The sequence below is a fragment of the Acaryochloris thomasi RCC1774 genome, assembly GCF_003231495.1.
Taxonomy (GTDB): domain Bacteria; phylum Cyanobacteriota; class Cyanobacteriia; order Thermosynechococcales; family Thermosynechococcaceae; genus RCC1774.
In genome coordinates, this window is sequence record NZ_PQWO01000013.1 from 115,820 (window position 1) to 141,790 (window position 25,971).

17 protein-coding genes are annotated in these 25,971 nt (G+C 50.0%); 5 read left to right on the top strand and 12 right to left on the bottom strand.

The features are described from left to right. Nucleotides 1-16: 16 nt before the first annotated feature. The 3 genes from C1752_RS18905 to C1752_RS18915 all read right to left on the bottom strand — a co-directional run bounded on the left by C1752_RS18905 (nt 17) and on the right by C1752_RS18915 (nt 3,902). Nucleotides 17-1,549, bottom strand: coding sequence for a hypothetical protein (locus tag C1752_RS18905; protein ID WP_233501721.1), 1,533 nt, complete (start codon nt 1,547-1,549; stop codon nt 17-19). A gap of 267 nt (nt 1,550-1,816) precedes the next feature. Continuing rightward, nucleotides 1,817-3,175, bottom strand: coding sequence for a TRAP transporter large permease (locus C1752_RS18910; RefSeq protein ID WP_199464452.1), 1,359 nt, complete (start codon nt 3,173-3,175; stop codon nt 1,817-1,819). A gap of 181 nt (nt 3,176-3,356) precedes the next feature. Then, nucleotides 3,357-3,902 (bottom strand): TRAP transporter small permease subunit, encoded by a 546-nt coding sequence (locus C1752_RS18915; RefSeq protein WP_110987655.1) that lies wholly within the window; start codon nt 3,900-3,902, stop codon nt 3,357-3,359. Nucleotides 3,903-4,039: 137 nt separating this feature from the next. Between C1752_RS18915 and C1752_RS18920 the strand changes: the two genes are divergently transcribed. Further along, nucleotides 4,040-4,663 (top strand): tetratricopeptide repeat protein, encoded by a 624-nt coding sequence (locus C1752_RS18920; RefSeq protein ID WP_110987619.1) that lies wholly within the window; start codon nt 4,040-4,042, stop codon nt 4,661-4,663. 11 nt (nt 4,664-4,674) lie between these two features. Here the strand turns inward: C1752_RS18920 and mrdA are convergent, their stop codons facing one another. After that, nucleotides 4,675-6,444 (bottom strand): penicillin-binding protein 2, encoded by a 1,770-nt coding sequence (gene mrdA / locus C1752_RS18925; protein ID WP_110987620.1) that lies wholly within the window; start codon nt 6,442-6,444, stop codon nt 4,675-4,677. A gap of 272 nt (nt 6,445-6,716) precedes the next feature. Between mrdA and glmM the strand changes: the two genes are divergently transcribed. After that, nucleotides 6,717-8,144, top strand: coding sequence for a phosphoglucosamine mutase (gene glmM, locus C1752_RS18930; RefSeq protein ID WP_110987621.1), 1,428 nt, complete (start codon nt 6,717-6,719; stop codon nt 8,142-8,144). A gap of 94 nt (nt 8,145-8,238) precedes the next feature. Here the strand turns inward: glmM and C1752_RS18935 are convergent, their stop codons facing one another. The 3 genes from C1752_RS18935 to C1752_RS18945 all read right to left on the bottom strand — a co-directional run bounded on the left by C1752_RS18935 (nt 8,239) and on the right by C1752_RS18945 (nt 11,370). Continuing rightward, the gene (locus tag C1752_RS18935; protein ID WP_199464449.1) at nt 8,239-9,018 is read right to left on the bottom strand and encodes a DUF502 domain-containing protein; all 780 of its coding nucleotides are present in this window, start codon (nt 9,016-9,018) and stop codon (nt 8,239-8,241) included. A 145-nt stretch (nt 9,019-9,163) separates the two neighbouring features. Continuing rightward, complete coding sequence (locus C1752_RS18940; protein WP_110987623.1) at nt 9,164-9,943, bottom strand: HpsJ family protein; 780 nt, start codon at nt 9,941-9,943, stop codon at nt 9,164-9,166. A 113-nt stretch (nt 9,944-10,056) separates the two neighbouring features. Beyond that, on the bottom strand, nt 10,057-11,370 hold the full coding sequence (locus C1752_RS18945) for an aminopeptidase P N-terminal domain-containing protein (protein WP_110987656.1): 1,314 nt from the start codon (nt 11,368-11,370) through the stop codon (nt 10,057-10,059). 467 nt (nt 11,371-11,837) lie between these two features. On the opposite strand from C1752_RS18945, the gene C1752_RS29375 reads away from it, so the two are divergent. Beyond that, on the top strand, nt 11,838-12,107 hold the full coding sequence (locus C1752_RS29375) for a thioredoxin domain-containing protein (RefSeq protein ID WP_233501724.1): 270 nt from the start codon (nt 11,838-11,840) through the stop codon (nt 12,105-12,107). A gap of 30 nt (nt 12,108-12,137) precedes the next feature. On the opposite strand, the gene guaA is transcribed toward C1752_RS29375, so the two are convergent. The 4 genes from guaA to bioB form a co-directional block, all read right to left on the bottom strand. Then, on the bottom strand, nt 12,138-13,775 hold the full coding sequence (guaA, locus tag C1752_RS18955) for a glutamine-hydrolyzing GMP synthase (RefSeq protein ID WP_110987624.1): 1,638 nt from the start codon (nt 13,773-13,775) through the stop codon (nt 12,138-12,140). Between the two features lie 354 nt (nt 13,776-14,129). Next, nucleotides 14,130-14,621 (bottom strand): signal peptidase II, encoded by a 492-nt coding sequence (gene lspA, locus C1752_RS18960; RefSeq protein ID WP_110987625.1) that lies wholly within the window; start codon nt 14,619-14,621, stop codon nt 14,130-14,132. Further along, entirely contained in the window at nt 14,622-15,230 is a 609-nt protein-coding gene (locus C1752_RS18965) for a biotin transporter BioY (protein ID WP_233501725.1), read from the bottom strand. Further along, on the bottom strand, nt 15,211-16,239 hold the full coding sequence (gene bioB / locus C1752_RS18970; protein ID WP_370664158.1) for a biotin synthase BioB: 1,029 nt from the start codon (nt 16,237-16,239) through the stop codon (nt 15,211-15,213). Before bioB ends, C1752_RS18965 begins: the two co-directional genes overlap by 20 nt. Nucleotides 16,240-16,980: 741 nt before the next feature. On the opposite strand from bioB, the gene C1752_RS18975 reads away from it, so the two are divergent. Both C1752_RS18975 and C1752_RS18980 read left to right on the top strand, forming a co-directional pair. Then, entirely contained in the window at nt 16,981-18,012 is a 1,032-nt protein-coding gene (locus tag C1752_RS18975) for a chlorophyll a/b binding light-harvesting protein (RefSeq protein ID WP_110987627.1), read from the top strand. A gap of 289 nt (nt 18,013-18,301) precedes the next feature. Next, nucleotides 18,302-19,345, top strand: coding sequence for a hypothetical protein (locus tag C1752_RS18980; protein WP_110987628.1), 1,044 nt, complete (start codon nt 18,302-18,304; stop codon nt 19,343-19,345). Between the two features lie 319 nt (nt 19,346-19,664). Here C1752_RS18980 and C1752_RS29380 read toward each other — a convergent pair whose 3' ends face one another. Beyond that, nucleotides 19,665-25,289 carry an alkaline phosphatase gene (locus C1752_RS29380; RefSeq protein WP_110987629.1) on the bottom strand — a complete coding sequence of 1,875 codons (5,625 nt, stop codon included), beginning with the start codon at nt 25,287-25,289 and terminating at the stop codon, nt 19,665-19,667. Nucleotides 25,290-25,971 lie beyond the last annotated feature (682 nt).

Consider the following 25,971-nt stretch of genomic DNA (forward strand, 5'->3'; position numbering starts at 1 on the left):
GAACAGAGATGGTCCGTTACAACCGGATACGCTGCCAGTTGAGTACGTCCCCGAATCGGTAGCGAGCAGGCCAATCTGTATATTTCAGCAAATCGGAAAGACTCGATACATCTTCAGGAACAGCAATGCCAGAGGTGGCCCCTGGAGTCACGAGCGTGTCGTACTCTTGACCGGTATAGCCAAGAAAGTTGACGTTTCGATTACCCGCTGCGTTTTTGGAGCTGAGAATCGCTTCGACCCAAGCAACTCCTTCAAAGTTCGTATTTCTCCCGCTAGGGCAGCCCGGTCCCGAAGTCATAAGGCGTAGTTCGTCTCGCCAAATCCACAGAAAGGCATTCTGAATACAGCTCTGATCATACAGCCGGACCAAGTTATCCGCTCTAGCCTTGATTCGTAAGTCTCCGACACGGGGAGCTTGCCCATCTGTGCGGACATTGAGAATTTTAGCTGTGTCTCTGAGGGTAATACTGAGCTGAGGATGGCTTCCGTCAGCCGTCATATCGATATAAACAGGGCCAACTGTCGTATCGACGGTCAGGGTATCGGCACCGGCCAGATCAATCTTGTCGAGCTGATAAAGAGTGGGGGAATTCCCACCCACCCCTCTCAGCGTTGTGCTGGAATTAATGGTGCCCAAGTTAGTGCCTTTGATACCGTCGGGTAGCGTGACCGTCATTTGGCATCCTGTAATATCGCCAGAGATAGTGTCACCATTCGCACCATCGTTTGCAGAGGTTGACCATATCCCGTTTAAGTAATTTTGGCGATCGCTGTCTTCTGGAGCAGATGTATCCGTCAATGATGAATCAGGAGAATTAGCAGGAGCAAAATATACGTTACCTTTGCTGCCTAAGATCTCGCGTCCCCTGAGAGCTAGTACTCCCGTCTCCCAAGACGTATCGGGTTCCGGGACATGCATCAGTAGACCAGGAAAATCATCTAAATCTGGTTTTACCGAAAGCTTGATCATGACAGATGAATGTTGGTCACCTTGATGCCCCTCAACTAAGAGAGTCCCTATACCTTGAGTTTCATCAAAGCGGTAGGCCCGAATCGTATAGGAACTGCCGCTGCCGATTTCGCCTGTGGTTACAAGCGTGGGTGCCCCCCAGCCTTTGACTCGAAAGCAAGATAAATCGCTGGGGTCATAACCAGTCCATTCATCAATCGCATCCCCACGTTCGTCGCCACTGTTGGGGATACCGTCCCTCCCTAAATAGGTTTTGCCAGTCTTTTGATTAATTGTGTCGTAGTTCCGAGACAGCAAAACAGAGTTGTTGGGCTGAGTGAATTGTGCCAGGGTTCGAGCAACCCCTCCCTCCGTAACAGCAAAGCCTGCTCCACCGTTTCGACGCTGTACAGATGAGTTCAAGCCACCCTGTGAGACAAGCACAGTGGTTACGCCTAAGGTCAACATGACAAATCCCAGACCCAGGGCCAAGGGCAACGCAAACCCTTGCTGCTCCCGACGTCCTGATTGGCTTGCCCATGAGCAGAAAAAAATACAAAATAAATGTCTTAAAGGCAATTTTTGGTTGGCTTTCGTCATTTTTACCCTATGGCAAAACGATTGCAGTGAGAGAAACACAGTAGCTACGTTTTAGCTCAGACTGCTGTGATCGAGGTCACAGAGCTTTCGTTTATATCATCGTATCGCTCTGGACTAGTCAGAGCCTCAGAAAATTCACGGGATTGCTTTGAAGGACAATAAAAGTGCCATTTAGATTCAGGATTATTTCATGCCTTTAAAGATTTTTATGGGCTGAATAAAACAGTAGCAAAACCCGCCGAATAATCTGCAATAAAACCCTAGAGATTAGCGTTGGGCAAGGGACGGCAAGATATTTACAATGCCGGGGAAAGCCACCAAAAGCACCAGTACAAAAAGCTGCAGAAGAATAAAGGGAACGGCACCCCGATAAATCTCTGATGTTTTAATTTCTGGAGGAGCCACACCACGCAGATAAAAGAGAGCGAATCCAAAGGGTGGCGTCAAAAATGAAGTCTGCAGGTTGACGCCTAGCAAGACGCCATACCAGATCAAATCAATGTCGAGAGATCGGGCCACTGGGACAAATAGCGGGATGACAATGAAAGCAATTTCAAAGAAATCAATGAAAAAGCCTAGGGAAAAAACTGTCAGCATGCTAACCAGCAAAAAGCCCATCTGCCCTCCCGGCACATTGAGCAACAGATCGAACATAAAGCGATCGCCATCTAGTCCTCGAAAAACAAGACTAAAGGCTGTTGATCCCACTAGAATCATCATCACCATGCTGGTAATCCGCAGCGTAGCGTCTGAGACTTCTACTAACTTGGGAGCCGTGAACTGACCGTTGGCCCATGCCAATAGCACGGCGCCTAGGGCGCCCAAGGCACCCGCTTCAGTGGGGGTCGCAACACCAAAAAAGATACTGCCCAAGACCAGCAGAATCAAAACGAGGGGCGGAATCATAACCGTCACAACTCGCTGAGCCAAGTCCAGACCCTTCACATTACGCACCTCTGCGGGAAGGGCCGGTGCCACCTCAGGCTTTATAAGGGACACCACAATTACATGGAGCGCAAAGGCTGCAGAAATCATTAGCCCAGGCAGTAAAGCCCCCAGAAAAAGATCCCCTACCGAGACCCCCAACTGATCGCCCAGCACCACCAGCACGACGCTGGGTGGAATAATTTGTCCTAAAGTCCCTGAAGCAACAATCACACCGGTCGCTAGCTCCTTGTTATAGCCGTAGCGCAGCATGATCGGCAGAGAGATCAGCCCCATTGCCACCACAGATGCGGCTACGACACCCGTGGTGGCCGCCAGCATGGCTCCGACAAAAATCACGGCTAAGGCTAAACCGCCTCTTAACGGTCCGAACAAAATACCGATGGTTTCAAGGAGCTTTTCGGCCAATCCTGATTTCTCTAGCATCGACCCCATAAAAATGAAGTAGGGGATCGCCAAGAGAGTGTAATTGGACATCATGCCAAAGATCCGCTCTGGCATGGCAGTGAGCAAATTGAAGTCAAACAGCTCCAACCGATCCCCTAGGGGCACCACGTAGGACATCACATCGTCGAAGACTTCTAAACTGCTGCCCAGCAGCGCAAATAAGATGGCAACCCCTCCGAGAGAAAAGGCAACGGGATAGCCTAGGACGAGCAGCACTAAAGCAGCGACAAACATGGCCGGTCCCAGCCACTGTGGATCTAGCCAAAAGAAGTAATAAAGACCGGCAGCCGCAACGAGAGTAACGAGGGTGAGTATCCTGCCTTCGGTCATCGCAGTTCTCAAATCCCATTGAGGAACTAGAACTTGCAAGGCAAACAGGAGCACCGCAATGCTAAAAAGGGCTGCGGCTAGCAATTCAATCCCCATGCGGCGGCTCCTCTGCATTAGGGCGGTTTAGAATAGCCCAGCTCTTAATTGCCTCAGACAGTCCCTGAAGGCTCAGCAGGGTGCAGCAGATTAGAATTGCAGACTTGATGGGATAGCGAGGCAGCCCGCCGGGATCAGGGGAGATTTCACCTCTGGCCCAAGAGGCCATAATGCTGCTCCAAGAGGCTCCCATCACCATCAGACAAAAAGGGATCAAAAAGAGAAGGCTGCCCAACAGGTTTACGATAGCTTTCTGGCGGGGAGATCTATTGCTGTAGAGCACATCGACTCTGACATGGTCGTTGTGGCGCAGCGTATAGGCTGCACCCAACAGAAAAATGAGGGAAAAGATATACCATTGACCTTCGATGAAGGCATTAGAACTCAGGTTCTGTCCCACCAATCGCCCAACATAGCGACCGACCACATTCCAGACGCCCAACAGGAGCATCAAGGGCACTAGAAGAGTGACCAAATAACCAACACGGTCATTTGCCCGATCGATCCATCGGGATAGCTGCAGTAGCTTGCGCAAAGTATCCTCCCATCCACTGAGGAATATCCTCTCAAATAAATGGAGATCTATGACAGAAATGGCCATTTGCCATTGCTGAAGGGCAGTCTAGAGTCAAACCCGGATCAACAGAAACTCTACGTCTCAGGAGAATTAAGATGAAACGACTCTTGTTAGCTGCCGTTATGATGCTGATGATTGCCTGTGGCGCTCTGGCGCAAATTGAGGATCGAAAGCGGTTGGAACAGATTTCTCAAGATCTGTTTACGGGGAAGTATGAGCAGGTAGAGCCGGAGGCTCGTGCCTATATCGAAGAGTATCCTGAGTCTGCTGATGGGCATCGCATTTTGGGCTGGATCGCCCTCAAGAAAGACAATCATGAGGAAGCTAAGACTTTCTTCAATAAGGCCATCGAACTTGATCCAAAGAACGATAATGCCTATGTCGGTTTAGGGTCTATCGCTCGCCAAGCAGGGGACCTGGAGCAGGCGATCAAGTATTACGATCAGGCACTAGAGGTTAAATCTGATAACCCAGAAGTCTATGGAAGTTTGGTGGTAATAAATATTTTGCAAAAGGAGTATGACGTTGCGATCGCAAATGGCGAAAAAGCCTTGAAGTATGACTTTGACGATCCGACTCTGTATGCAAATCTCTCAGTGGCTTACCACTACTCTGGCGACGAAGCCAGCCGCGACAAATACTATCAGCTTGCCGAAAGCAAGGGCTACCCCAACGCCGCAACGCTCCAGCAAATCTTTAACGGAGAAATTGAGCTATAGCAGGACACTACTCAGGTTTTCTTTTTAACTGGATTGTGTTTAAAGTAGGCTTCAAGCACTTGACGCACAATGGGACCACAGGTAGAGCCGCCTCCGCCCCCCGTATTTTGTCCAAAGGCCACCACCACAAGCTCAGGTTTATCGAAGGGGGCATAGCCACCAAACCAGGTATGAGTTGGTCGGGGAGGATCCTCCCCCGTCCCGCTCTTGCCTGCTGAGGGAGGTAACGTTGGGACATTCAGGGCCTTACCAGTCCCACTAGTCACAACATCGCGCAACCCCGCTTGAATCGTTTTTAGAGTGCTGGACTTGAGGTCTAGTGACGTTCGATAGCTCTCAGCCGGTGCATCCGTCCTAAGAAAATGGGGTTTGACCCGATAGCCATCATTTGCGATCGCAGCAAACATCGCAGCAGCCTGAAGCGGACTAGCCTGCACCGCCCCTTGACCAATAGACACCATCACCGAATCAGCTGGATACCAGTCATTCTCAAACACCTTGCGCTTCCAGGTGGGAGTAGGGATAAAACCGGCTGACTCGCTGGGTAAATCAACCCCCGTTTTTTCACCCATCCCAAATCGTTGGGACCACTTCAGCATTTCGTCTGGCCCCACCTTTACCGCAACTTGACCAAAGAAAGTGTTACTGCTCCACTGCAATGCCTGACGAAAACCAATGACGCCAAACCCAGCCCCGTTCCAAGACCCAACCCCGTGGATAGAGGCGTAGGTTGAGAGCCGTGCATTGGGCGCATACTTACCCGACTCCATCCCAGCAACAGCCGTGATCACCTTGAAGGTGCTAGCTGGGGGGAAGGCTCGAGTGGCGCGATTCACCAGCGGGAACTTGCGCTCCTGGATTGTTTTCCAATTTGCTGAACTAATTCCCTGCACGAACCAGTTAGGATCAAACCCCGGATGGCTCACCATTGCCCGCACTGAACCATCTCGTGGATCCAGGGCAACCACAGCACCAGGTCGATTTCCGAGCGCCTGTTCTGCAGCCTTTTGGACATCTAAATCCAGGGTCAGGGTGATACTGTCACCAGCTTGTGGCGGCTTTTGTCCGAGGACTCTGACAATACCGCCAGCACCATCGACTTCAACCTGTTGCCCACCCCAGACACCGTGCAACGTCTCTTGATACTGCGATTCTAGACCCGACTTGCCAATCACGTCCCCTAGCCGATATCCCTGATCTTTTTTCTCCGCATATTCTTCAGCATTAATTTCGCCAATATAACCCAGCACCTGAGCGGCCAATTCTCCATGGGGATAGAACCGAATGGCTTCCTTATCTATTTCAACGCCCACGAGTTCGGTGCTGCGCTCTTCAAGGGCAACCACCTGAGGAAAGCTTAACCCTTGGGAAATGCGCACCAACGATGGGGAATTTTCGCCCGCTTCTTCGAGAGGCTTTTGAATCTCAGTTTCTGGAATCTGCAAAATGTTGGAAAGAATCTTAAGGGTACGCGGCCACTGCGAGTCGCCTTGCACCAAGGGCCAGACAAACACAGAGTAGGTGAAATCGCTGGTGGCGAGGTCTCGACCTTTGCGATCGCGAATTTTACCCCGCTCAGGTCGCTTAGGAATCAGCCTGATCCGATTCTCATTGGCAAGTTCACGATTGCGTTCTCCCTGCACAAGCTGAAGAACACCCAGCCGGGACCCAAGCGCACCAAATAAAACGACGGTCACAAAACCGACAAAAACAAAGCTACGTAGCCCCTCACCAACAACACGTTCAGAGCCAGGGCGACGGGGTGGAGATTGCAAAAGCATGGTTTAGCTAGGCAAGGATAAGGACGGAATGAAAATATTTGGGCTGCGAATTCAAGTCCCATACTCCCGGAAGTAATAGCAGAATCTACGTCATTAACAGTAATCTATACCTACCGTAGGTATTAACTTACCTATACTAGGTGTTAAGATCACGGACGTTTATGGTAGTGAAATACATTAAGCGCTTAGATTAAATCGATTGTAGCTTTTGCGACAGGTTACAGCTATGGTCTGAGCATTACGTTGTCCGGTTTGTGTGGAGTGTGGAAATCATGGTTGCATCAACCCAGGTCTTGAAATCTGGCAAGGATACGGGTAAGTCTTTATCCTCTCGCACGGAAACCCGCGCGCCTCTTTTTGGAACAGACGGGATTCGAGGCCAAGCCGGTCGAGATCTAACGCCAGCGCTTGCCCTCCACGTTGGCTTTTGGGCTGGAAGAGTTCTGCAGCAGGGCACTGCAGGTAAGCATCCTTTCATCATTGGTCAAGACTCCCGCAACTCTAGCGACATGCTAGCGATGGCACTGTCAGCAGGCTTAACGGCTGCGGGTATCGACGTCTGGAACTTAGGGCTATGCCCAACTCCAGCGGTTGCCTACTTAACAAACGCAACAGACGCTCTTGGCGGCGTTATGATTTCTGCGAGCCACAATCCCCCAGCCGACAACGGCATTAAATTTTTCGGAGCAGACGGTACAAAGCTTTCAAGAACGCGACAGAAAGAGATCGAGTCTCATTTGCGGATCAGCCAAATTGAGCAGCTTTCTAGCATGACCCCTTGGGGACAGCACTCCCATCGGCCAGAGCTGACGCAGAAATATACTGAAGCCCTGCTCAATCCCATCCAAGAGAATCTCAAAGGCCTAAAAGTCGTATTAGACCTTGCTTGGGGAGCTGCAACTCTAACTGCGCCCGACGTTTTTCGTAGCCTACAGGCAGAAGTAATTTGCCTACATGAGCGACCAGATGGCAGCCGCATCAATGTGGGCTGTGGCTCCACCCACTTAGACCTGCTTCAGGCCGCTGTCATTGAAAACCAGGCCGATATTGGCTTTGCCTTCGATGGCGATGCAGATCGAGTCCTTGCCGTTGATGCCCAAGGGCGCGTCGTAGATGGCGACTACATTCTCTATCTTTGGGGGCAACAGCTCCGTCAGCAGCAGCAGCTTCCAGACAATCTGATTGTGGCAACCGTCATGTCTAACCTCGGCTTCGAGCGGGCCTGGGAAGCCCAAGGCGGCACTTTAATCCGATCTGCGGTGGGTGATCAGTACGTTCATGCCGAAATGGTGAATACAGGCGCCATGCTGGGCGGTGAACAGTCTGGTCATATTCTTTGCCCTCATTATGGGATTGGGGGAGATGGCTTACTAACGGCACTGCATTTAGCGACCATTGTTAAACAGACCGGTGGTTGCTTGGTCTCCCTTCTTGACGATAGCTTCAAGACCTATCCTCAGCGTCTAGAAAACGTCTGTGTCGAAGATCGAGAACGCCGGCGTCACTGGGAAGAGTGTCAGCCGCTCCAGACAGCCATTGATCGGGCCATCAGTGACATGGGAGATCAAGGACGTGTCTTGGTGCGAGCCTCCGGGACTGAGCCGGTCATTCGGGTGATGGTGGAAGCTTCGACCCAGGTATTGACAAACCAATGGACCGAGCATCTCGTCACTGTCGTCAAAGAGCATCTAGGTGATTAGCGCTTGCTTGACCTGAACTTAGAAATTAGAGGGTTCTGCGTTCACCTAGATCACGGCCCATTCCGCTGCTGAATCCTCAGGGTTGCTGGTGGCTTCACAGCACAGATTTTTTCTGCTTCTGTGTTCCGGTTCCTGCAGTCCAGAGCTTCTTTAAATTGAGACGAGATTCCGCAAGGGTCGATTCGCTATCCTGAAAATTCGTTTCGGGGTCAGCCACTAACTTTGACCAGTCGGGGGTGACAATACCACCAGAGATAACTAGCTTAAAGGCATCCTCGACCGCTAAATCGATATCAATAACTTCCGCCTCGGGCACTAGGGAATACCAGCCTGTGGTGGGGTTAGGAGCAGTCGGAATAAATAGACTGACCATCGGACAAGGCAGCGCTGCGGTAATCGGGGTTGTAATCGTCCCAGTCACAAATGCGATTGCCCACAAGCCTTTGCGAGGATATTCCACCAATACGACGCGGCGAAATTTGCTGGGTGAATCCTTAAGCAACGTCTCTACAATTTGCTTAAGAGTCTTGTAGACATTGCTAACCAGCGGGATGACTAAAAGCGTTCGCTCAGCCCAGTCAAACAGCCATCGCCCCGCAAAATTTCGAGCCATCAAACCGATGAGCAGAATACTCAACAGCGGCACCACGAGCCCTACACTCAGGTCAATAAGGCCCAGCAAAAATGGATTAACGTCTGGGAAGGGATTAAGACGGTTCGGAATTCGCGTCAGGTAGCGAATGACCCAAACAGAGGTGGTCACCGATATCCAGATCGTTGTCGCGAGGGGAATGACCACCAGCAAACCTGCGATCAAGTCCGTTTTGAGATCCTGCTGGAACCGCCCCAGGAGCACTTTTAATCGCCTGTCCACGAAACCTTCAAGCTCCTTGACCGCTAAGATTAATGGAGATAAAGATTTGCCATCAGTTGAGCAGTCGGCGCTTCAGCTTTATGTAAAGAATTATCTCTTGCACTCATATTAGCGCAATTTTTTCAACATCGGTTCTTGAAATCTCTCAACGAGAGTCTCGCAGACCGGTCCAGCCGATGACTGCGAACCCAGCAGCTAACAAAACACTCCGCAGAGCAGAGCGAGTTCGGGACATAAATCGCTCACCTTTCGCTTGCTCAATCTGTTCTGCCTTTCGCTTTTCTAGTTCACCCTGCTGTGTTTTCACTTGCTTCAGATTCTCTTCAATTTGCACCAAAGTGTTCTGAGCCGCTTTCTCTAAGGCTGCCGGATCTTGCTTAAGCTGCTGGAGGGCAGCTTTTTGCTGCGGTGGAATCTGAGGACTTTGTAACAGGGCATCAATTTGACTAGAATCTTTTGAAATCGCTTGCCACTGCTGTTTTTCCTGTTCGAGCTGCCGCTGTCCCTGCTGAACCCTCAATTCATCCTGGGCGACTCGTTGATCGAACTGCTCCATTCCTTTGGTAAACAATTCACCCGTTTTCGCATAGTGGAAGGGAATCACGATTAAGAACAGCAAACCCAACAGACTTGCAAACACAAAGGTCCAAAAATTGGAATCTTTCCAAGGCCCACCACTACTCTTGAAGGGAATCACCGATCGTTTAAGCCAAAACCCCATGTAGACAAGCGCTAGTCCGATGAGAGGCATAACGCCACGATCAATCAATTCATTCAGCAAGTTGTACTGCATCTCTTCAGTAGAGACAGGCAGCGCAATCAGACGAATCACAAAGTCCAAGAAAAAGGTCAGGACTAAGATGATACCGACAAACTGAAGAACCAGTGCGGCAGGTGGCGTCGGACGTTGATCGGTGGCAGTCATGGGTTTTTTCTAGGGAAATTAGTAGATTTTCAATATTAGCGGATCACTCTTTAACAGGGGGGCTAAATACCCACAACACCATACCTTCTTTTGGGTTCAAGACGATGCAATCCTTAGGCCTGTTCCAGCGTTTCCACCGCTTTTGGAACAGCTTTAGTCAGTACGTCATGTCCGGCTGCAGTGACGAGGACATCATCTTCGATTCGAATGCCAATACCGCGCCAACGCTCTGGTACTTCTGGCTGATCTTCGGCTAATTGAATATCAAGACCAATGTAGAGACCCGGCTCTACAGTAATCACCTGACCGGGCTGGAAGGGCAACCAGTTTTCTTTATCTTGCTTATAGGGACCCGCATCATGGACATCTAGACCTAACCAATGTCCCGTACGGTGCATATAGAAAGGCTTATAGGTTTCTTCTTCGATCAGTTTATCAACGTCACCCACCAGCAGTCCCAAGTCCACTAAGCCTTCTGTCAGGACGCGGACGGCAGCATCATGGTAGGCATTAATCGGATTCCCAGGTTGAACCTGATTGATGGCCTGGATTTGGGCTTCTAAAACTAATTCATACAGAATTTTTTGTTCAGGAGTGAAGCGTCCGTTCACGGGGAAGGTACGAGTGATGTCGGCGTTGTAGTAGTCGTAACTGCATCCGGCGTCAATGAGTAGCAGGTCGTCGTCCTGGAGCTGTCGATTGTTTTCGGTGTAGTGAAGAATGCAGGCATTAAAGCCCGAAGCGACAATGGAAGGATAGGCGGGACCGACGCCTCCTTTGAGGCGAAAGAGACGCTCCATTTCGGCTTGGATCTCATATTCGTAACGACCGGGCTGAGCCATGTCTCGGGCTAGATTATGCGCCTCTACAGAAATTTCAATGGCTTTACGAAGGGTGGCAAGTTCCTGATCGCTTTTGACAACACGCAGGGGCGGCAGAATGGTGATCGGATCTTCGATGGCAACGGGGCCAACGCCTTCTTTGGGATATTTCGAAAGCAAGCGCTGCCAGTGATTGAGGATGGTTTGATTAAAGTTGCGATCGCGTCCCAAATGATAGTAGATGCGGTCGGCCTGCGCCAAATATTGGGGCAAGTGCTCATTTAGCTCGGCAATCGGATAAACCTCATCAGCACCATACTCAGCCTTTGCCGCATCCACCCCCGTACGATAGCCTGTCCAGGTTTCTTTCTCAGGATCCTTTGGCTGCACGAACAGCACGAATTGATGCTCTTCATGATGGGGAGCGAGGACCGCCACCGCATTGGATTCATTGAACCCCGTTAGGTAGAAGAAATCGCTATCTTGGCGGAAATTGTACTCAACATCGCTGTGCATAACGGCCATGGGCGCGCTGCGAAAGATAGCGGTACTAGAGCCGAGTTTGGCCATCAACTGCTGACGGCGCTGACGATATTCTGCTTGCATTATGGCCTTGAAGGTAAGATTGTTTTCTTTATTCTGCTTGATTTTACGGTTCGATGAGGCAAAATCTTCAACGCTCAGTCTTTCCTTACCTTCAACCAAAGCACAACAGATAAAGTGCCGGGAATTCACGGCCAACCTTAGAAGCAACCTCAATGAATTGGCCGCGACGCCATCTCTTGACATACTTTAGATTGGGATTGGCAGGTGCCGTCGGCGCATCCTCATAGAATGCATCATAAGCGACCTGTTTCAGCTTCCCTCATGCCTCAGTCTTTCGCAGCGAAAGGTAGAGTCGTGTCTCAGGTTACCCATCATGCCAGAGTTCATCGGCATTAGCGATTAGCTCAACTCTTCGCCCATAACGGTTGCGGGCCCAAAGGGCAAGGTTGTAGCGGTACAGTTCTGGACTTTTGCCTGTATTAACAGCCGAAGAACACTGCTCTATTTAACAAGCTGACATCAAAAACATGCCGATCGGGGACTCGTCCGTGTTGGGGTTCTATACACCGGAACTACAGTTTAAATACGATATCAACAACGTCAAAGACGCACTCAAAGAACGCGAAATCACCTACCCAGTCGCGATAGACAGTCAATACCTGGCTTGGCAAGCCTACCAAAACCGTTACTGGCCCCACTTATTCCTCGCAAATCGAGAGGGCGCAATAGTCTATGACCACATTGGTGAAGATGCCTATGCGGAAACGGAGCAAACGATTCGAAAAGTACTGGGATAATTTATACGTATATACATCGTTCCTCGTGGCTTACTCCCACTCAATGGTCCCCGGTGGCTTAGAGGTAATGTCATAGACAACGCGGTTGACGCCCTTCACCTCATTAACGATCCGATTGGAGATGGTTTCCAGCAGCTCATAGGGTGCGCGTGACCAGTCCGCTGTCATTCCATCTTCACTGGAAATAAACCGTAGTACAACGGGGTGAGCGTAGGTTCGCTGGTCTCCCATGACACCAACGCTGCGAATGGGCAGTAATACCGCAAAGGCTTGCCAAAAATCGTGGTAGTAGCCAGAGCGGTTGATCTCTTGGCGCACAACCCAGTCAGCATCTCGCAGGATATTGAGGCGCTCTGCTGTAACTTCGCCAATAATTCGGATGGCTAGCCCTGGTCCTGGGAAAGGATGCCGATTGACAATTTCTTCAGGCAGTCCTAACGAACGACCTACTTTACGAACTTCGTCTTTAAAGAGCTTCCGTAGCGGCTCAACAAGCTTAAATCTGAGGTCTTTGGGCAAGCCACCCACGTTGTGGTGGCTTTTGATCTTAACGGCCACTCGCTCACCTGTCGCCGGGTCAACGTTGGTGTCGGCGGATTCAATAACGTCTGGATAAAGCGTTCCCTGTGCCAGATAATCAAACGGTCCCAAGCGTCTTGATTCTTCTTCAAAGACTTGAATGAATTCGTGACCGATTCGCTTACGTTTAACTTCGGGGTCCATTACCCCGTCAAGCTGAGCCAAAAAGCGCTCGCGGGCTTGCACGTGAACAACAGAAATATGGAACTGTTCTTGAAACAGCTTTACCAATCGTTCGGGTTCGCCCTTACGCATGAACCCTTGATCGATAAACATGCAGGTCAACCGATCGCCAATAGCTTTGTGCAACAGAAAAGCCAGCGTTGATGAATCAACGCCGCCCGAAAGCGCTAGCAAAACTCGCTTATCACCCACTCTAGCTTTCACTTCCCGGATTGCTTCTTCGACGAAGGCATCCGTCGTCCAGGTGGGCTCACATTCACAACTGTGATAAACAAAGTTTCGGATGAGTGCCTGTCCGCCTTCAGAGTGGACGACCTCAGGGTGGAACTGAACCCCGTATAGTCTGTGTTGATGATTTGCGATCGCAGCACAGGGCGTGTTGGTCGTATGAGCCAACACTACAAAATCATCAGGTAGTTGTGTAACTGAATCCCCGTGACTCATCCACATCGTTGCTCCCGACTCAACATTGGTCAGCAAGTCGGTTGGATCATCAATGACAAGAGAGGCTTTACCGTATTCAGCCGTTTTCGATGGCTCTACCCGTCCACCAAGCTGCTGAACCATCAGTTGCATACCGTAGCAGACCCCTAAAACGGGAAGTCCCAGATCCCAAATCTTTGGATCGCAAACTGGGGCGTGATCTGCATAAACCGAATTGGGACCGCCAGATAGAATAATGCCCTTTGGGTTAAGCTGCTTAAGCTGCTCTGCCGTCGTGCGGTAGGAAAGCACCTCAGAATAAACTTGAGTCTCACGGATACGGCGAGCAATCAGCTCAGAATACTGAGAGCCAAAATCAAGGATGGCAATCATTTGACGATCTACATTGCTATTACCGTGGGGTCCTGAGTTTTCTTCTAGATCTGTGAGTGAGGGTTGCGTTTGAGAAGGCACTGATATCATCCTTGGCGGCGAGGGGAAAATCGAAGAAAAGACAGAAATAAGCTTGTCAAGTGAGATCTCTTATCGCCGGAATTGCCTAGCAGCAGTTACTGCAATAAGCAAACTTTAAATTGAGTTTTTAGAAAAGCAAGCTGAAAATATTCATATTAGTTTAGGTCAATCTCGGCTCAGGTGCCAGAATCTTGCCGTGCGGTGCCGCTAGGATCTCAATCTTTCGTTTGATCCGCGCATTCGTAGCCGTTACTAGCTGAATTAGATGCGTGATGTTATATTTCTCGACTAGCTCGGCCACAGAAGCATCTTGATCGATACGTTGAATCGATACGTTGAAAGCGGCTAGACAGAGCTGATGCCTTAAGGGGAGGGAGCATTGTCTTTGCGATGAGATCCGCCATGCCGCCATGCCGAAAACAAGAGGCAGGCGAGCCCTAAATTTATCGCAATGTCAGCCACGTTGAAGACGGGGAACTGAATCAACCGAAAATCAAGGAAATCCACCACATGGCCGGTCACCCAGCGATCAATACCATTGCCTGCAGCTCCGCCCAATAAAAAACCATAGCCAGCCTGCTCCCAGACTAAAAGCCGAGAATTAAGTAAACCGACCCCCACCAGTACAAGACACACCAGCAAAGATAGCCAGCGCAGCCAATCTACGCCCTGAAATAAACTAAAGGCAGCGCCGGTATTGATGACGTAGGTGAAATGAAAGACATTGCGCCAGAGGGGCCAAGTATCAGCGGGAACGGTCAGCTCAAACGTTTGCACAACCCAGACTTTTGTCAGCCGATCTAGCACCAAACTCGTGAGCGCGGCCAACCAAAATAGAAAATTCCTAAAATTCATTTAGTAAAACAACAGGCGGCGAAAGATAAAGGCGATCAGCGACACAGCGCAGATCATCAAAAGCTGTCCTGGAAAAGGCGTGAAAGAATACTGGAGAACAGCAGACCACCAACCTTCAGGCAAGGAACCGAATAGGGATAAGCCCGTTAGATAAACTAATCCCAATAGGTGAATCACCAACAGCCCAACCAAGCAGCTCAATACGATGGCATCAAACCGTCGAGGTTGCCGAAAGGCAATATACCCGCACAGCCAAGCCGCAGGCAAGAAGCCCAACAAATAGCCAAACGTCGGTTCTTGCCAGTAGCCTAAGCCCCCACCCTGGGCAAACACCTGAGCACCACTCAAGCCAAGCGCTAGATAGGCAATTTGAGAGAGAGCAGCTGCGTTTTTGCCGCCGACGCAGCCAATCAGCAAGACAGCGCCCACCTGCAGGGTTGAACCCAGGGAGTATGCTTGCATCTCCCCCCAGGCCAAAGGCCAACCGGTAGGGATGGATAAAGAGACTTCAATGAAGACACCACTTACAGTCAGCAGCAAGCCGATTATGGCCCACAGCAGTTCATCAAGAGGGGAAAGCACCTGTGATTTAGGGAATTTGCTGGGCAACGGAGTAGGTACCTGGAATAGGAGCTTCGCCACCTTCGAGACCTAACTGACTTAACAAGGCATGATCCTGCTCAGGCGGCTGCCCCAGGGTTGTGAGATAGTGCCCCACCAACATGGCGTTAATTCCGGCCTGCAGACCTAGTGCCTGTAGCTCACCCATCACAGATTCTCGGCCGCCAGCATACCGCAGAATTTGCTGAGGTAACAGCAGTCGAAAAATTGCGATCGCTTTCAAGGCGTCATAGGGGTCTAATCTTTGATTGTCGCCCAAGGGTGTCCCACTGCGTGGGTTGAGCAAGTTTAAGGGAACCGACTCAACCTCAAGCTCTCTAAGGGCTAGCGCCAGATCAACGCGGTCTTCCCAGGATTCACCAAGCCCCATTATGCCGCCGGTACAGGCCTGAATCCCAGCAGCTTTGAGGGTTTTGATCGTCTCAACGCGATCCTGCCAGCGGTGGGTAGTAGCCACCTGAGGGAAGAATGCTTCAGAACTCTCTAGATTGTGATTGTATCGAGTCACACCAGCCTCTCGCAGAGACTGTGCCTGGTCGGCTGTCACTTCTCCCAGGGCACAACAAGGCTTAATGTCGGTCTCGGAGATAATCGTGCGCACGGTGTCTAGGATCTGCTCAAATTCAGTGGAGCTAGCGCCAGCATATTTGGGACCACGGCCTTGGCTAACCAAACAAAAGCGACGGGCACCCGCAGATTCAGCAGCCTTAGCCTGCTCTAGGATATCTTCCTTTGACTGCAGCCCGTAGATCGGCGATGCCTCGCCGGGATGATGAGCTGATTGAGCGCAAAAGGAGCAGTTCTCTGAGCAACTTCCTGATTTAACGTTAACAATGCTGCAGAGGTCGACGGTGTTGCCACAACAGGCTTGACGCACTTGATTGGCGGCTGCGCACAGCGCCAAGATGTTGTCTTGACCTTCAATTTGCGTCAACTCAAGGGCGGTCGCCCGATCAAGAGGCTCTCCGTCGATGACTCGCTCCGCTAGAGACGTCAGCCACTCCTGCAGCGAGTTGTCAGTCGCGTGCCGTGAGGGTGGTAAAGGCGTTTGGACCACTGTAAAACCTCGTTTGAGAATGCCTAGACGTTGGAATTCTATCACTGCTGACCTCCACCTTGAGCATTAGCCTGCTGAGGGAATTTGCGATCGCAAAAAAAAATGTAGCCTCCCTTCAAATATTTCGCAAATCTTTGCATCCTGCAATAAAACTTGAGATGAGCATCACCTGCAACGCCTCGCTCACGAGCCCCATTTATCCGGGCAAATTCAAAGCAGAACTCATTGAGTTACCTCCGAACAAAACGCAGGACAAATAGCTTAGTCACACAGTCTGCAGAAATACAACACATGAGCTAAACCATCGCTAAACCATTCAATTCCTTACAAAAGCGAAATAGCTATCTGCCAGAAAATATGGATCCACTTAATTTACATATCTTTATGTATTTTTGTATTTGTTTGGGTCTACTAGTCTTGAAAGATCGGCAGTTCACCTGCTCGCGTTATGGGTCTCAAGTCCTTCAGCAGCGCTGTTCTATCTAGCTCTCAGCATGTTTTTAGCTATGGTGTATCGCCCTAGGCTCAATCATTAGAAAGCACTTAAGAAATTTGAAGTAGAGCCTAGTCTCGTAGTACTTTGTAAGCAGTTTCATATCATAAAGAAACGGTGGCACTGAATATTAAGAAGCGGTGGCACTGCTGTGGCACTGATATATATGACGAGGAGAAATCATAACAATGACCACTTCCAATGCCGAAATCGGCTGGATTAATGGCAATGCCCGTGTAGAAGATTTAAGCGGCAAGTTTCTTGCTGCGCACATCGGCCAAATTGCTTTGATGGCTTTTTGGGCAGGCGCCTTCACCTTGTTTGAGTTGTCTCGGTACAACCCAGATATTCCCTTGTATGAGCAAGGCCTCATTTGTATTCCTCAGTTGGCCCGTTTAGGCTGGGGCGTTGGATCCGGCGGTGTCATCGTTGACACCTATCCCTACTTCATCATTGGTGTTATTCACCTAGTAGGATGTGCCGTCTATGCAGCTGGCGCACTCTATCACTCAGTAAAAGGAGCAGCTGTGCTCTCTGATGCCGATGTTGAGCGGGCACAGAAATTTCACTTTGAGTGGGATGACACCAAAAAGTCTGGCTTCATTCTCGGCCATCACCTGATTTTCATTGGTGTTGCTTGTCTGCTTTTCGTGGGCTGGGCTGCAACCTACGGTATCTATGACCCCACCATTGGTGAAGTTAGGACAGTAGGCCCAAGCCTCAATATCGTCAGAATCCTTAAGTATGGCTGGGCTGTTCCTGGATTCAACCCTTTCTTAGTTGATAACCTTGATGACGTGATGAGCGGCCATCTATTCGTGGCAATCCTTGAGATTGCTGGCGGTATCTTCCACATTGTTGTTCCTCCGTTCGGCTTTGCCAAGCGAATTTACGTTCAAAATGGCGAAGGTCTACTGTCCTATGCCCTTGCGGGTCTAGCGGTAATGGGCTTCAATGCAGCTTACTTCACAGCCGTGAATGATGTTGCTTTCCCAGTAGAACTGTACGGACCTGTTCTAGAGGCAAAGCTTAGCGTTACGCCTTACTTTGCAGATACGCTCGAATTTGTAGGTGGCCATACTGCTCGCTTCTGGGTTTGTAACTTCCACTTCTTCTTGGCTTTCATGATGCTGCAGGGACATTTGTGGCATGCTTTGAGAGCAAGTGGCTTTGACTTTAACCGTGTCCCTCAAGCCCTTTCTTCTATTACAGCCGAGTAATTTTTCCACGTGCGTCAGCCTGGAAATATAAGCATTAGCACTTAGCTACATGTCTTAACTGCGAGGGTGACAGTGGGTTGCAGCTTCAGGCTCAATCTTTAACTGTCGCCCTTGTCTTTTACAGGCCGTTGCATGTCACCGAGCTACGATGAATGATGAGCAGGTTTAAATAAAGGTTTCTATTGCAGAACAAAGGTTTACGCTTGGTTAGCCTATATATCTAAATCTTTAGCTGCTGCAGATTCATCACATTGATATTTGTCGTGTATGACGAAAGAGGACCACAGTTGTGACAACATTTCTACGCGGAGGCCGAGGCAACGCCAAGGGCAACGTCAAGGGCAATAAAGGTAAGGCCAAAGGCCGCGGCAGACAGGGAAGAAACACTCCCCCCAGCGGCGGATTTACCACTGAATGGTGGGCCGGAAATATTCGCTTTCTAGATTCATCGGGCCTACTGCTCGGCGCTCACCTAGCCCACGCGGGCCTGATCACCCTATGGGCCGGTGCCATTCTCGTTAAAGAAGTCGCGGGCTTTACCCCCGGCGTTCCTCTGCCTGAGCAGGGCGCTTACTTGATGGCCCACATTGCCGCTCTAGGCGTCAGCGTTGGACCTGGCGGTGAGATTTTAGATACCTATCCCTACTTCGTGATTGGTGTCCTGCACTTGACCCTTTCAGCGGTATTGGCAGCAGGCGGTCTCTACCACACATTCAAAGGCCCCAATGTCTTGGCGGATGATGAAGGTGACACCTTAGCTCCTAAGTTCGAATACACCTGGGGTGAGCCGAAGAAACTTTCTTTTATTTTGGGTCATCACCTACTCTTTTTGGGTGCTGCCTGTCTGGCCTTTGCGGCCAATGCAAGTTTCGGCGGCGGCATCTACGACCCGACCGTGGGTGATGTACACCAAATTTCACCGAACCTCAACCCCTTACCCATGTTGGGCTATATCTTTGGCATCGCGAATGGTGGCTGGACTCCCATTGGCATGGCAGCCGTAGATAATATGGAAACCCTCGTCGGTGGTCATTTTCTTATTGGCGCTCTTGAGCTAGCTGGGGGTACCTTTCACATTCTCAGTACACCTTTTGGGATTGAAGCCAAGCCTTGGTCTTACTCAGGTGAAGCGGTTTTGTCCTACAGTCTGGCGGCTTTGGCGCTAATGGGTCTGAGTTCTGCTTTGTTTGTCAACTACTGTGATGTGGCCTATGCTCCTGAGCTGTTCGGTGCTGACCGCAGTGGCGGCGCGGCGACCCAGTTGATTCTGGGCGTCCTCTGTCTGGGTGGACATCTTTGGCATGCGATTCGAGCACAGCGCGCTGTTGCGTAGCTCTATGTTTAGTTCATGAACTAAATGAACTCATGAACGCCCAGGAAATCTTGTTGATTTCCTGGGCGTGTGGGTAAACCCCAGCTCTAAAGCCCTCTAAGTGATTAGGGAATTTGAGCTGGGGTTTGCTTTGTTCTGCGGTAGAAAGCTATTGAAGGTGTTTAGCCTGAGTCAGGCAAAGTTCTAGAGTGCTAGTTTTGAGTGAGACAACCCTAGGCAAGGCTCTGCCTAAGGTTGAGTATCGAGCAAAGTCTGGATAAAAATGCGATCGCAAGTTCTGAACTTGCGATCTCAAAGCATCACCTATCGCTTACTGCAGCTAAACAATAGTAGAGAAGCTCTCGAACGTGAGTTTGTCTTGATTGGCCTTCACCCCATCGAGAACAGCGAGGTTCTGTCCTGTCTCGAGCAGTTGAATAAACGTGTTCTCAGTTCCGACAGTAACGCCCAACTGTTCAACCGTTAATTCGTCAGCCAATCCGAGGGTATCCACGCCGACCTGATAGTCACTGATTGTGTCTCTGCCCTGATCCACTTCAAGAACGAACACATCAGCTCCAATACCACCAGTCAAAACATCACGACCGGCACCTCCAACGAGCGTATCTTCGCCGCGCCCCCCTATGATCCGATCTAGACCGTCGCCACCTAGCAACAGATCGTTGCCTCGTTTTCCGAAGAGAATATCGCGATCCTCGCCACCATCAAGGGTGTCACGACCCGCACCCCCTTTAATATTGTCGCGTCCGGCACCGCCTTCGAGAAAATCGTTACCGACTAAACCACGAAGCACATCATCGCCGTTCAGTCCCTCAATAAAATCAGCATCAGCGGTTCCGATTAGCACATCACGATCATCAGTTCCTGAAATACCGGCTCTATCAACCCCTGCTAAACCCACTCGCGGATCAATATCTAAAGGCTGTTCTAACTTGATTTGGATAATCTCGTTATTGTCGATGTCAGGTCCGCGCCCCACAGAGAAGGGATAGTTGTTGTCGTTGGCGACCAGTAAGGTATCCTCATCTAGCACCAGAACATCCTCAATCGTCACGAAGGGGAAATCAAAGGTGGTTTCTCCATCGCCATTGAGATCGTTAGGGTCTTGAATATCAAGTAAATCAACCAGCTCTTCTTTGCGAACGAAACCTTCTTCGTCTATATCTGAGAGATTCACCTTGAAGATTTTCTTGAATGCGGCCTCCTCGCCTTGGTTGCCATCGCGCTCAATCACCAGGTATTCGCTGGCGTTAATCGCGGTGAAGTCACCGATGGCGTGGCTAGGGTCATCAAGCTGATAGCGGCCCAAAACGCCTTGGTATTCACTAGAGGCCACATCAAAATCGTAGATGCGAAGCGAGCCTTCGGGATCACCTTCTACGGTCCCTTCTAAGAGTGGGTAGAGGGTTTGACGATCGGGGCTAATGGCTAAACCTTCAAACCCTCTAGAACCGTTAATGTTAGCCACTGCATCACCGGACTGAACGTCTGGATTCTGAGGCGATCGCACCTGATCCGCCACCAACTGATCTCGAACCAAGTCACCGGTATTGGGAAAGTCAGTGAAGAAACCGTCTACCCCGATCTCAATCAGTTGCTGAATCTCTTCTTCCGGAGTCTGGGACGTTCCGTCTGCATTCAGAGTTAGGAATCGCTCTTCATTGCGCAGGGTATAGGGATGAACCTGCAGACCTGCATCGTGGGCATCATCAACAAAGGATGTCACTTCGCCTGTGAGCTGGCTAGTGATTTCAGCGACGCCATCACCGTCAGCGTCGACAGGTGTTTCTAGCGCGTCTCTGAGCAGGAAGTTATTTTTCCATGGACCTGCACCTTCAGCGTATCGTTGACTGATCACCTGCAAAAATTCAGGGTTATCGAGGTCGCTGTAGAGCGTGTCCTCAGACAGCGGATTTTCAGCAGCATCAAGGAATTCCTGGCCATAGATTTCCACTAGATTATTGCGCTGCTGCACATTAAAGCGGATATCAAAAGGCACCGAGAACGTCTCATCAGGATTTGCGCCATCGGTGGCATTTCCATAGAGCTGCACGAGGGGAATATCACCAAGATCTTCGGCATCCAGCATCGCTTGAAGTTCGATCAGGTTCTGAAATTCAAAGGATTGAATAAAGATCCGATTGGGGTCAGTAAAGCCAGTTTCTTGGAGTGTATCAATGAGTTTCTCCTCTAAAGAAAGTCCCTGGAGATCAAAGAAGGTAGGATGCTTTGTTTCAGGGTAGATACCCACGGCTCGGCCAGTCTCAGCCTCAACTTCTTGAACTAGCTCAATAACTTCCTGGAACGTGGGAATTTCGAAGGCATCATTGAAATCTTGAGAGCGGAAATTGCGGGACTGAACGGCACGAAGCTGCTTGATCTCAGCGAGGGTAAAATCCTCAGCGAAGTAAGCTGTTGTTTCAACGCCATCCAGAAACTTTGTAGACATCCGTTCAGAACCGAAGACCTCAGCGACGTTGGTGGTGTCGTCCAGGATCGGTTCATGACGGGCAATGAGAACACCGTCTTTGGTGCTGACCAAATCTGGTTCGATGAAGTCTGCGCCTTGTGCGATCGCAACTCGATAAGCCTCAAGCGTATGCTCAGGCAAAACACCGCTAGCTCCCCGGTGACCAATCACAATGGGATCTTGACTATTAAGCGTATTGAGTTCTACTGGATTGGGGGTCGGAATCGGGGCATCCAACAACGTCCCGTTCGCACCAAAGTGGAGCAGATAGGGACCAAACTCATCACCGACGTAGATGTCACCATTGCTGCCAATGACGAAGGATTCAATATCAAAGTCAGCCCCGGTGAGCAAACGCTCGGTCGTGTCTCCGTTTTGGATATCGAAGGGAATCAGGCCATTGGGATCGCTGAGCTGAATAAAATCTTCAATCTCAACACTGCCGTCGCCCCCTTCAGAACCGACAAAACTGGGGTCAGCCCTATAGAGTCTGAGAAGGTAATCAGCACTGTTTTCTTGAGCGCCGAAACCATTGTCAGACAAAAACCAGAAGCTGCCGTCTCTGTCAGCAAACTGAACACCACTAAAGCCCTGGACAGGCTGCCCTTCAAAAGGACCGGTGCGGCCATTAGCATCAATAGGGTTACCCTCACCGTCATCGTTTCCGGCAGGTGGCCCTTCAGCAAAGGTATCGGCAGGCAGGGAAGCAAAGCCAACCAACTCCGAGCTCGGCGCGTCGGGTGCCACTCCAAACAGCGTTTGATATGCCACCCGATAAATATCAGTGTTGTCTGTCGTGGCTGGCAGTAGGTCTGCGTTTAGACCATAGGTTTTGGAGACAATCCCTCCGTTAACGTCAGAATCAGTAGCCCAGGCAACGCCAAACTCAAACGTATCGCCGTTCGCATCAGGAGCCCCAGTCACAAATGGTTCAAAGATATCAGTGCTGAAACCAGGCACGTCATTGCTACCGTCAACATCATCGACTTGGACCAGTGTGCCGTCGGCTTCATCACCAAAGGCAGCCAATTCGGCTTGAGTCCGAAGTGTTAGCCCAGAATCAGGCAGCTCTGGATCAAGTCCAAATCCATCAATAGGCACATCATCAACCTCTAGCCCCCCTGCGTCAGAATCTGCAGCCGTAATCACCAAGGTGTTGGGATCAGTATTATCAACAAAATCAAGAGCAACACCAATTGCCTCATCCGCACGCAGGGCTGCTTCAATGGTGCCGGCAGCATTGTTATCGTTACCAAAGTTGTCTGTTCCTTCTTCTTCCAAAGCTAAGAAGAAACCATCAGGATCGCGGTCTAGAATGGGCAGCGCCACCTGGAGCATCTCAGCAACAGTAGGTGGATTGGGATTTAGGGGCGGCTGACCGTAAAGGATTAAATCGCCATTCTCATCCACCAATCCATCTCGCCGCAGTTCGTCCTCAGAAAAGTCGTTATAGGTATCTTCAGCAGCAAAGATGCCTAACAGGCGATCGGTGGTAGTAGAATCAACGGCCAGCAGTTCCTCGCGGTCAAAAACAACTGTATAACCTGCTGCTTCAGCTTCTTCAATCAGGTTGCGGCCGTCAGTACGCGTCCCTTCTTCGCCAAAAACACCAGTGGTTCCAACTGGCAGGTAATCGGTTTCACCGGCCCCAAGGATCACATCTGGTCGCTGATCCAAGATTTCAGCGGTAATTTCCTCCGTTTGGCCCCGATTGTCCACATCAGCCAGAAAGACGCCGGTTCCGGGTTCAGCAATAAAGCCAGAGTTAATGATACCGACTGCTTTTCCTGCGGCCTGGGCCTCTTGGGCAATGGTGGCATTCTGACCAGAGAGCGCAGTAATCTCTTGACCTCCTTCATCAACCGGCGCATCAAACCCAAAACTGCCCGAAAAGGGTTTAACACCGTAGGCGTGAACAACAGCCCCAGCGTTTGATGTAGAAACTAGACGATCTTCAATATGGCCTAGATAAACGCCCGCGTTACTCAACTGATCCCAATTCAGGCGACCATCAGTCCCTTTGGATGCAAGCCTTGCCGCCGCATAGTGGGAAGGACTGGTTCCGTCCGGATGAATGAAAATCACATTGCCAGTATCGGACGTCGGTTCTGGCGCTTCACGAGGCACGAGATCATCAGGCACGCCCTCTGGTGCATCTAAACGAACATCAAACAGACTCTCGTAGATTAATCGATAAATGGTTGTGTTATCGAGAGTTGCAGGTAGGCGCTCAGCCCCTTCCCCGTAAGCCTTAGAAACAATACTGCCCGCGAAGTCCGGTAGGCCTGCCCAAGCAACACCGAATTCATAGCTGTTGCCGTTGGCATCAGGAGCACTGACAAAGGGTGCGGTATCACTGCCAGTAGTCCCATCCAGCGGAACTGTAATACCGCTATCTTCTCCTGCTTCGTCCAACTGTGGCTGGGTGGTGGTGGTTCCCACCGTCGGACCGGAAACATCATCAATCTCTAAAGCGCCTCCCGCACTGTCGGCAGCGGTGACGACAAAGGTATTAGAGTTGACGTTCTCAATAAAATCTCGGGCTACCCCAATAGCAGCATCGGCTCTTAAGGTGGCATCAATTGTGCCGCGGGCATTGTTATTGTTGCCGAAGTTGTCTGTGCCTTCTTCTTCGAGAACAATGAAAAAACCATCTTCTTCTTGACTAAAGAGATCAAGATTGAGTGTTGCCTGCAGCATCTCGGCCACAGTGGGCGGATTGGGGTTAATGGGTGGCTGACCGTAGGTAATCAGTTCACCGTTTTCATCGACAAGACCATCTTCAATGAGTTGTCCTTCGGGCACATCGTTGTAGGTATCATCGGCAGCAAACACACCCAAAACTCGCTCGGTATCTGCTGGAAGGCTTTCCAACTGCTCATGAGTGTAGACAACGGTGTAACCCAGTGCCTCTGCTTCTTCAATCAAGTTACGACCATCGGTGCGGGTCCCTTCTTGGCCGAAGAAACCAGTCGTTCCGATGGGTAAATAATCAATTTCACCCGCAGCCATGATTACGTTCACGCCAGATTCCAAAACCTGGGCGGTGATGCCCTCGCGATCGCTACGGCTCTCAGCATCAGCCAGAAAAACACCCGTCCCAGGCTCAGCAACGAAACCTGAGTTAATGACGGCTGTCGGACGACCCGCAACAATGGCCTCTTCCAGCGCGGTTGCATTTGGAGCCGAACCAGCAACATTCTGCCCCTGTAAGGCAGCTAGAGACTGGTATTCATCACCATTTTCATCAAAGCCAAAGCTGGGAGCCACGGCCTTGATGCCGTAGGCGTGAACCACAGCGCCTGCATTAGACGTTGCCACAACCTGATCATCCAGATGCCCAAGATAGACACCAGCAGCAGGGGCTTCATCCCAATTCAAGCGACCATCGGGGCCCACTGATTCAAAACGGGCGGCTGCAAAGTGGGACGGGTCCGCACCATCTGGATGGATAAAAATGACATTACTCGTCATAGTCTTCACCTCAATCGGAGAACTAATACTCTGGGCTTATTACTAAAAGCGAAACGGACAACAGCTTTCCAAAATCACATTAAAAACTGCGAAAAGGCACTCTCAAGAGAAGAAAAAACAATATCTAAAACAAAAATTCCCAACTACATCAACTGCATCAAAGAAGAGAATCAATCATGAAATACGTGCTAAAAATGCTACGCAAAATCCAAACTCATTAAACAGGATCAAGAGATACGTAAAAATACAAGTACTCTCATATCCCTAATAAGCATAGTCTCACCATCACAGCGAAAACAGGTTAAAGTCTAGTTCAAAAACCACTAAGATAAAATTAAATTCATAATGACACGTAGATGTATTCATAAAAACTATTTTTCATAAATTCTGTTTTTTAAGTATCTTCATTTATACAAAAAGCCATCATCTAAAAAAAGATAACGGATTTCAGCAAGAAGGAGAAATAGACTACATTTCTAGTTCGGTACACAAATGAGTATTTATTTTTCATCTAATTTCTCTCAAGCTCAACCTCAGATTTCAGCTTAAACATCAGTTTTTTTTCTACCAACAACTCATAAGTGGTTGGCTATTAAAACCAAGTTAGAGGCAATCTACTGGAGAGCATGTTTGCTCTCCAGTAGCCTTCCGCAACAAATTAATATGCCAATCTTTCAGAGAA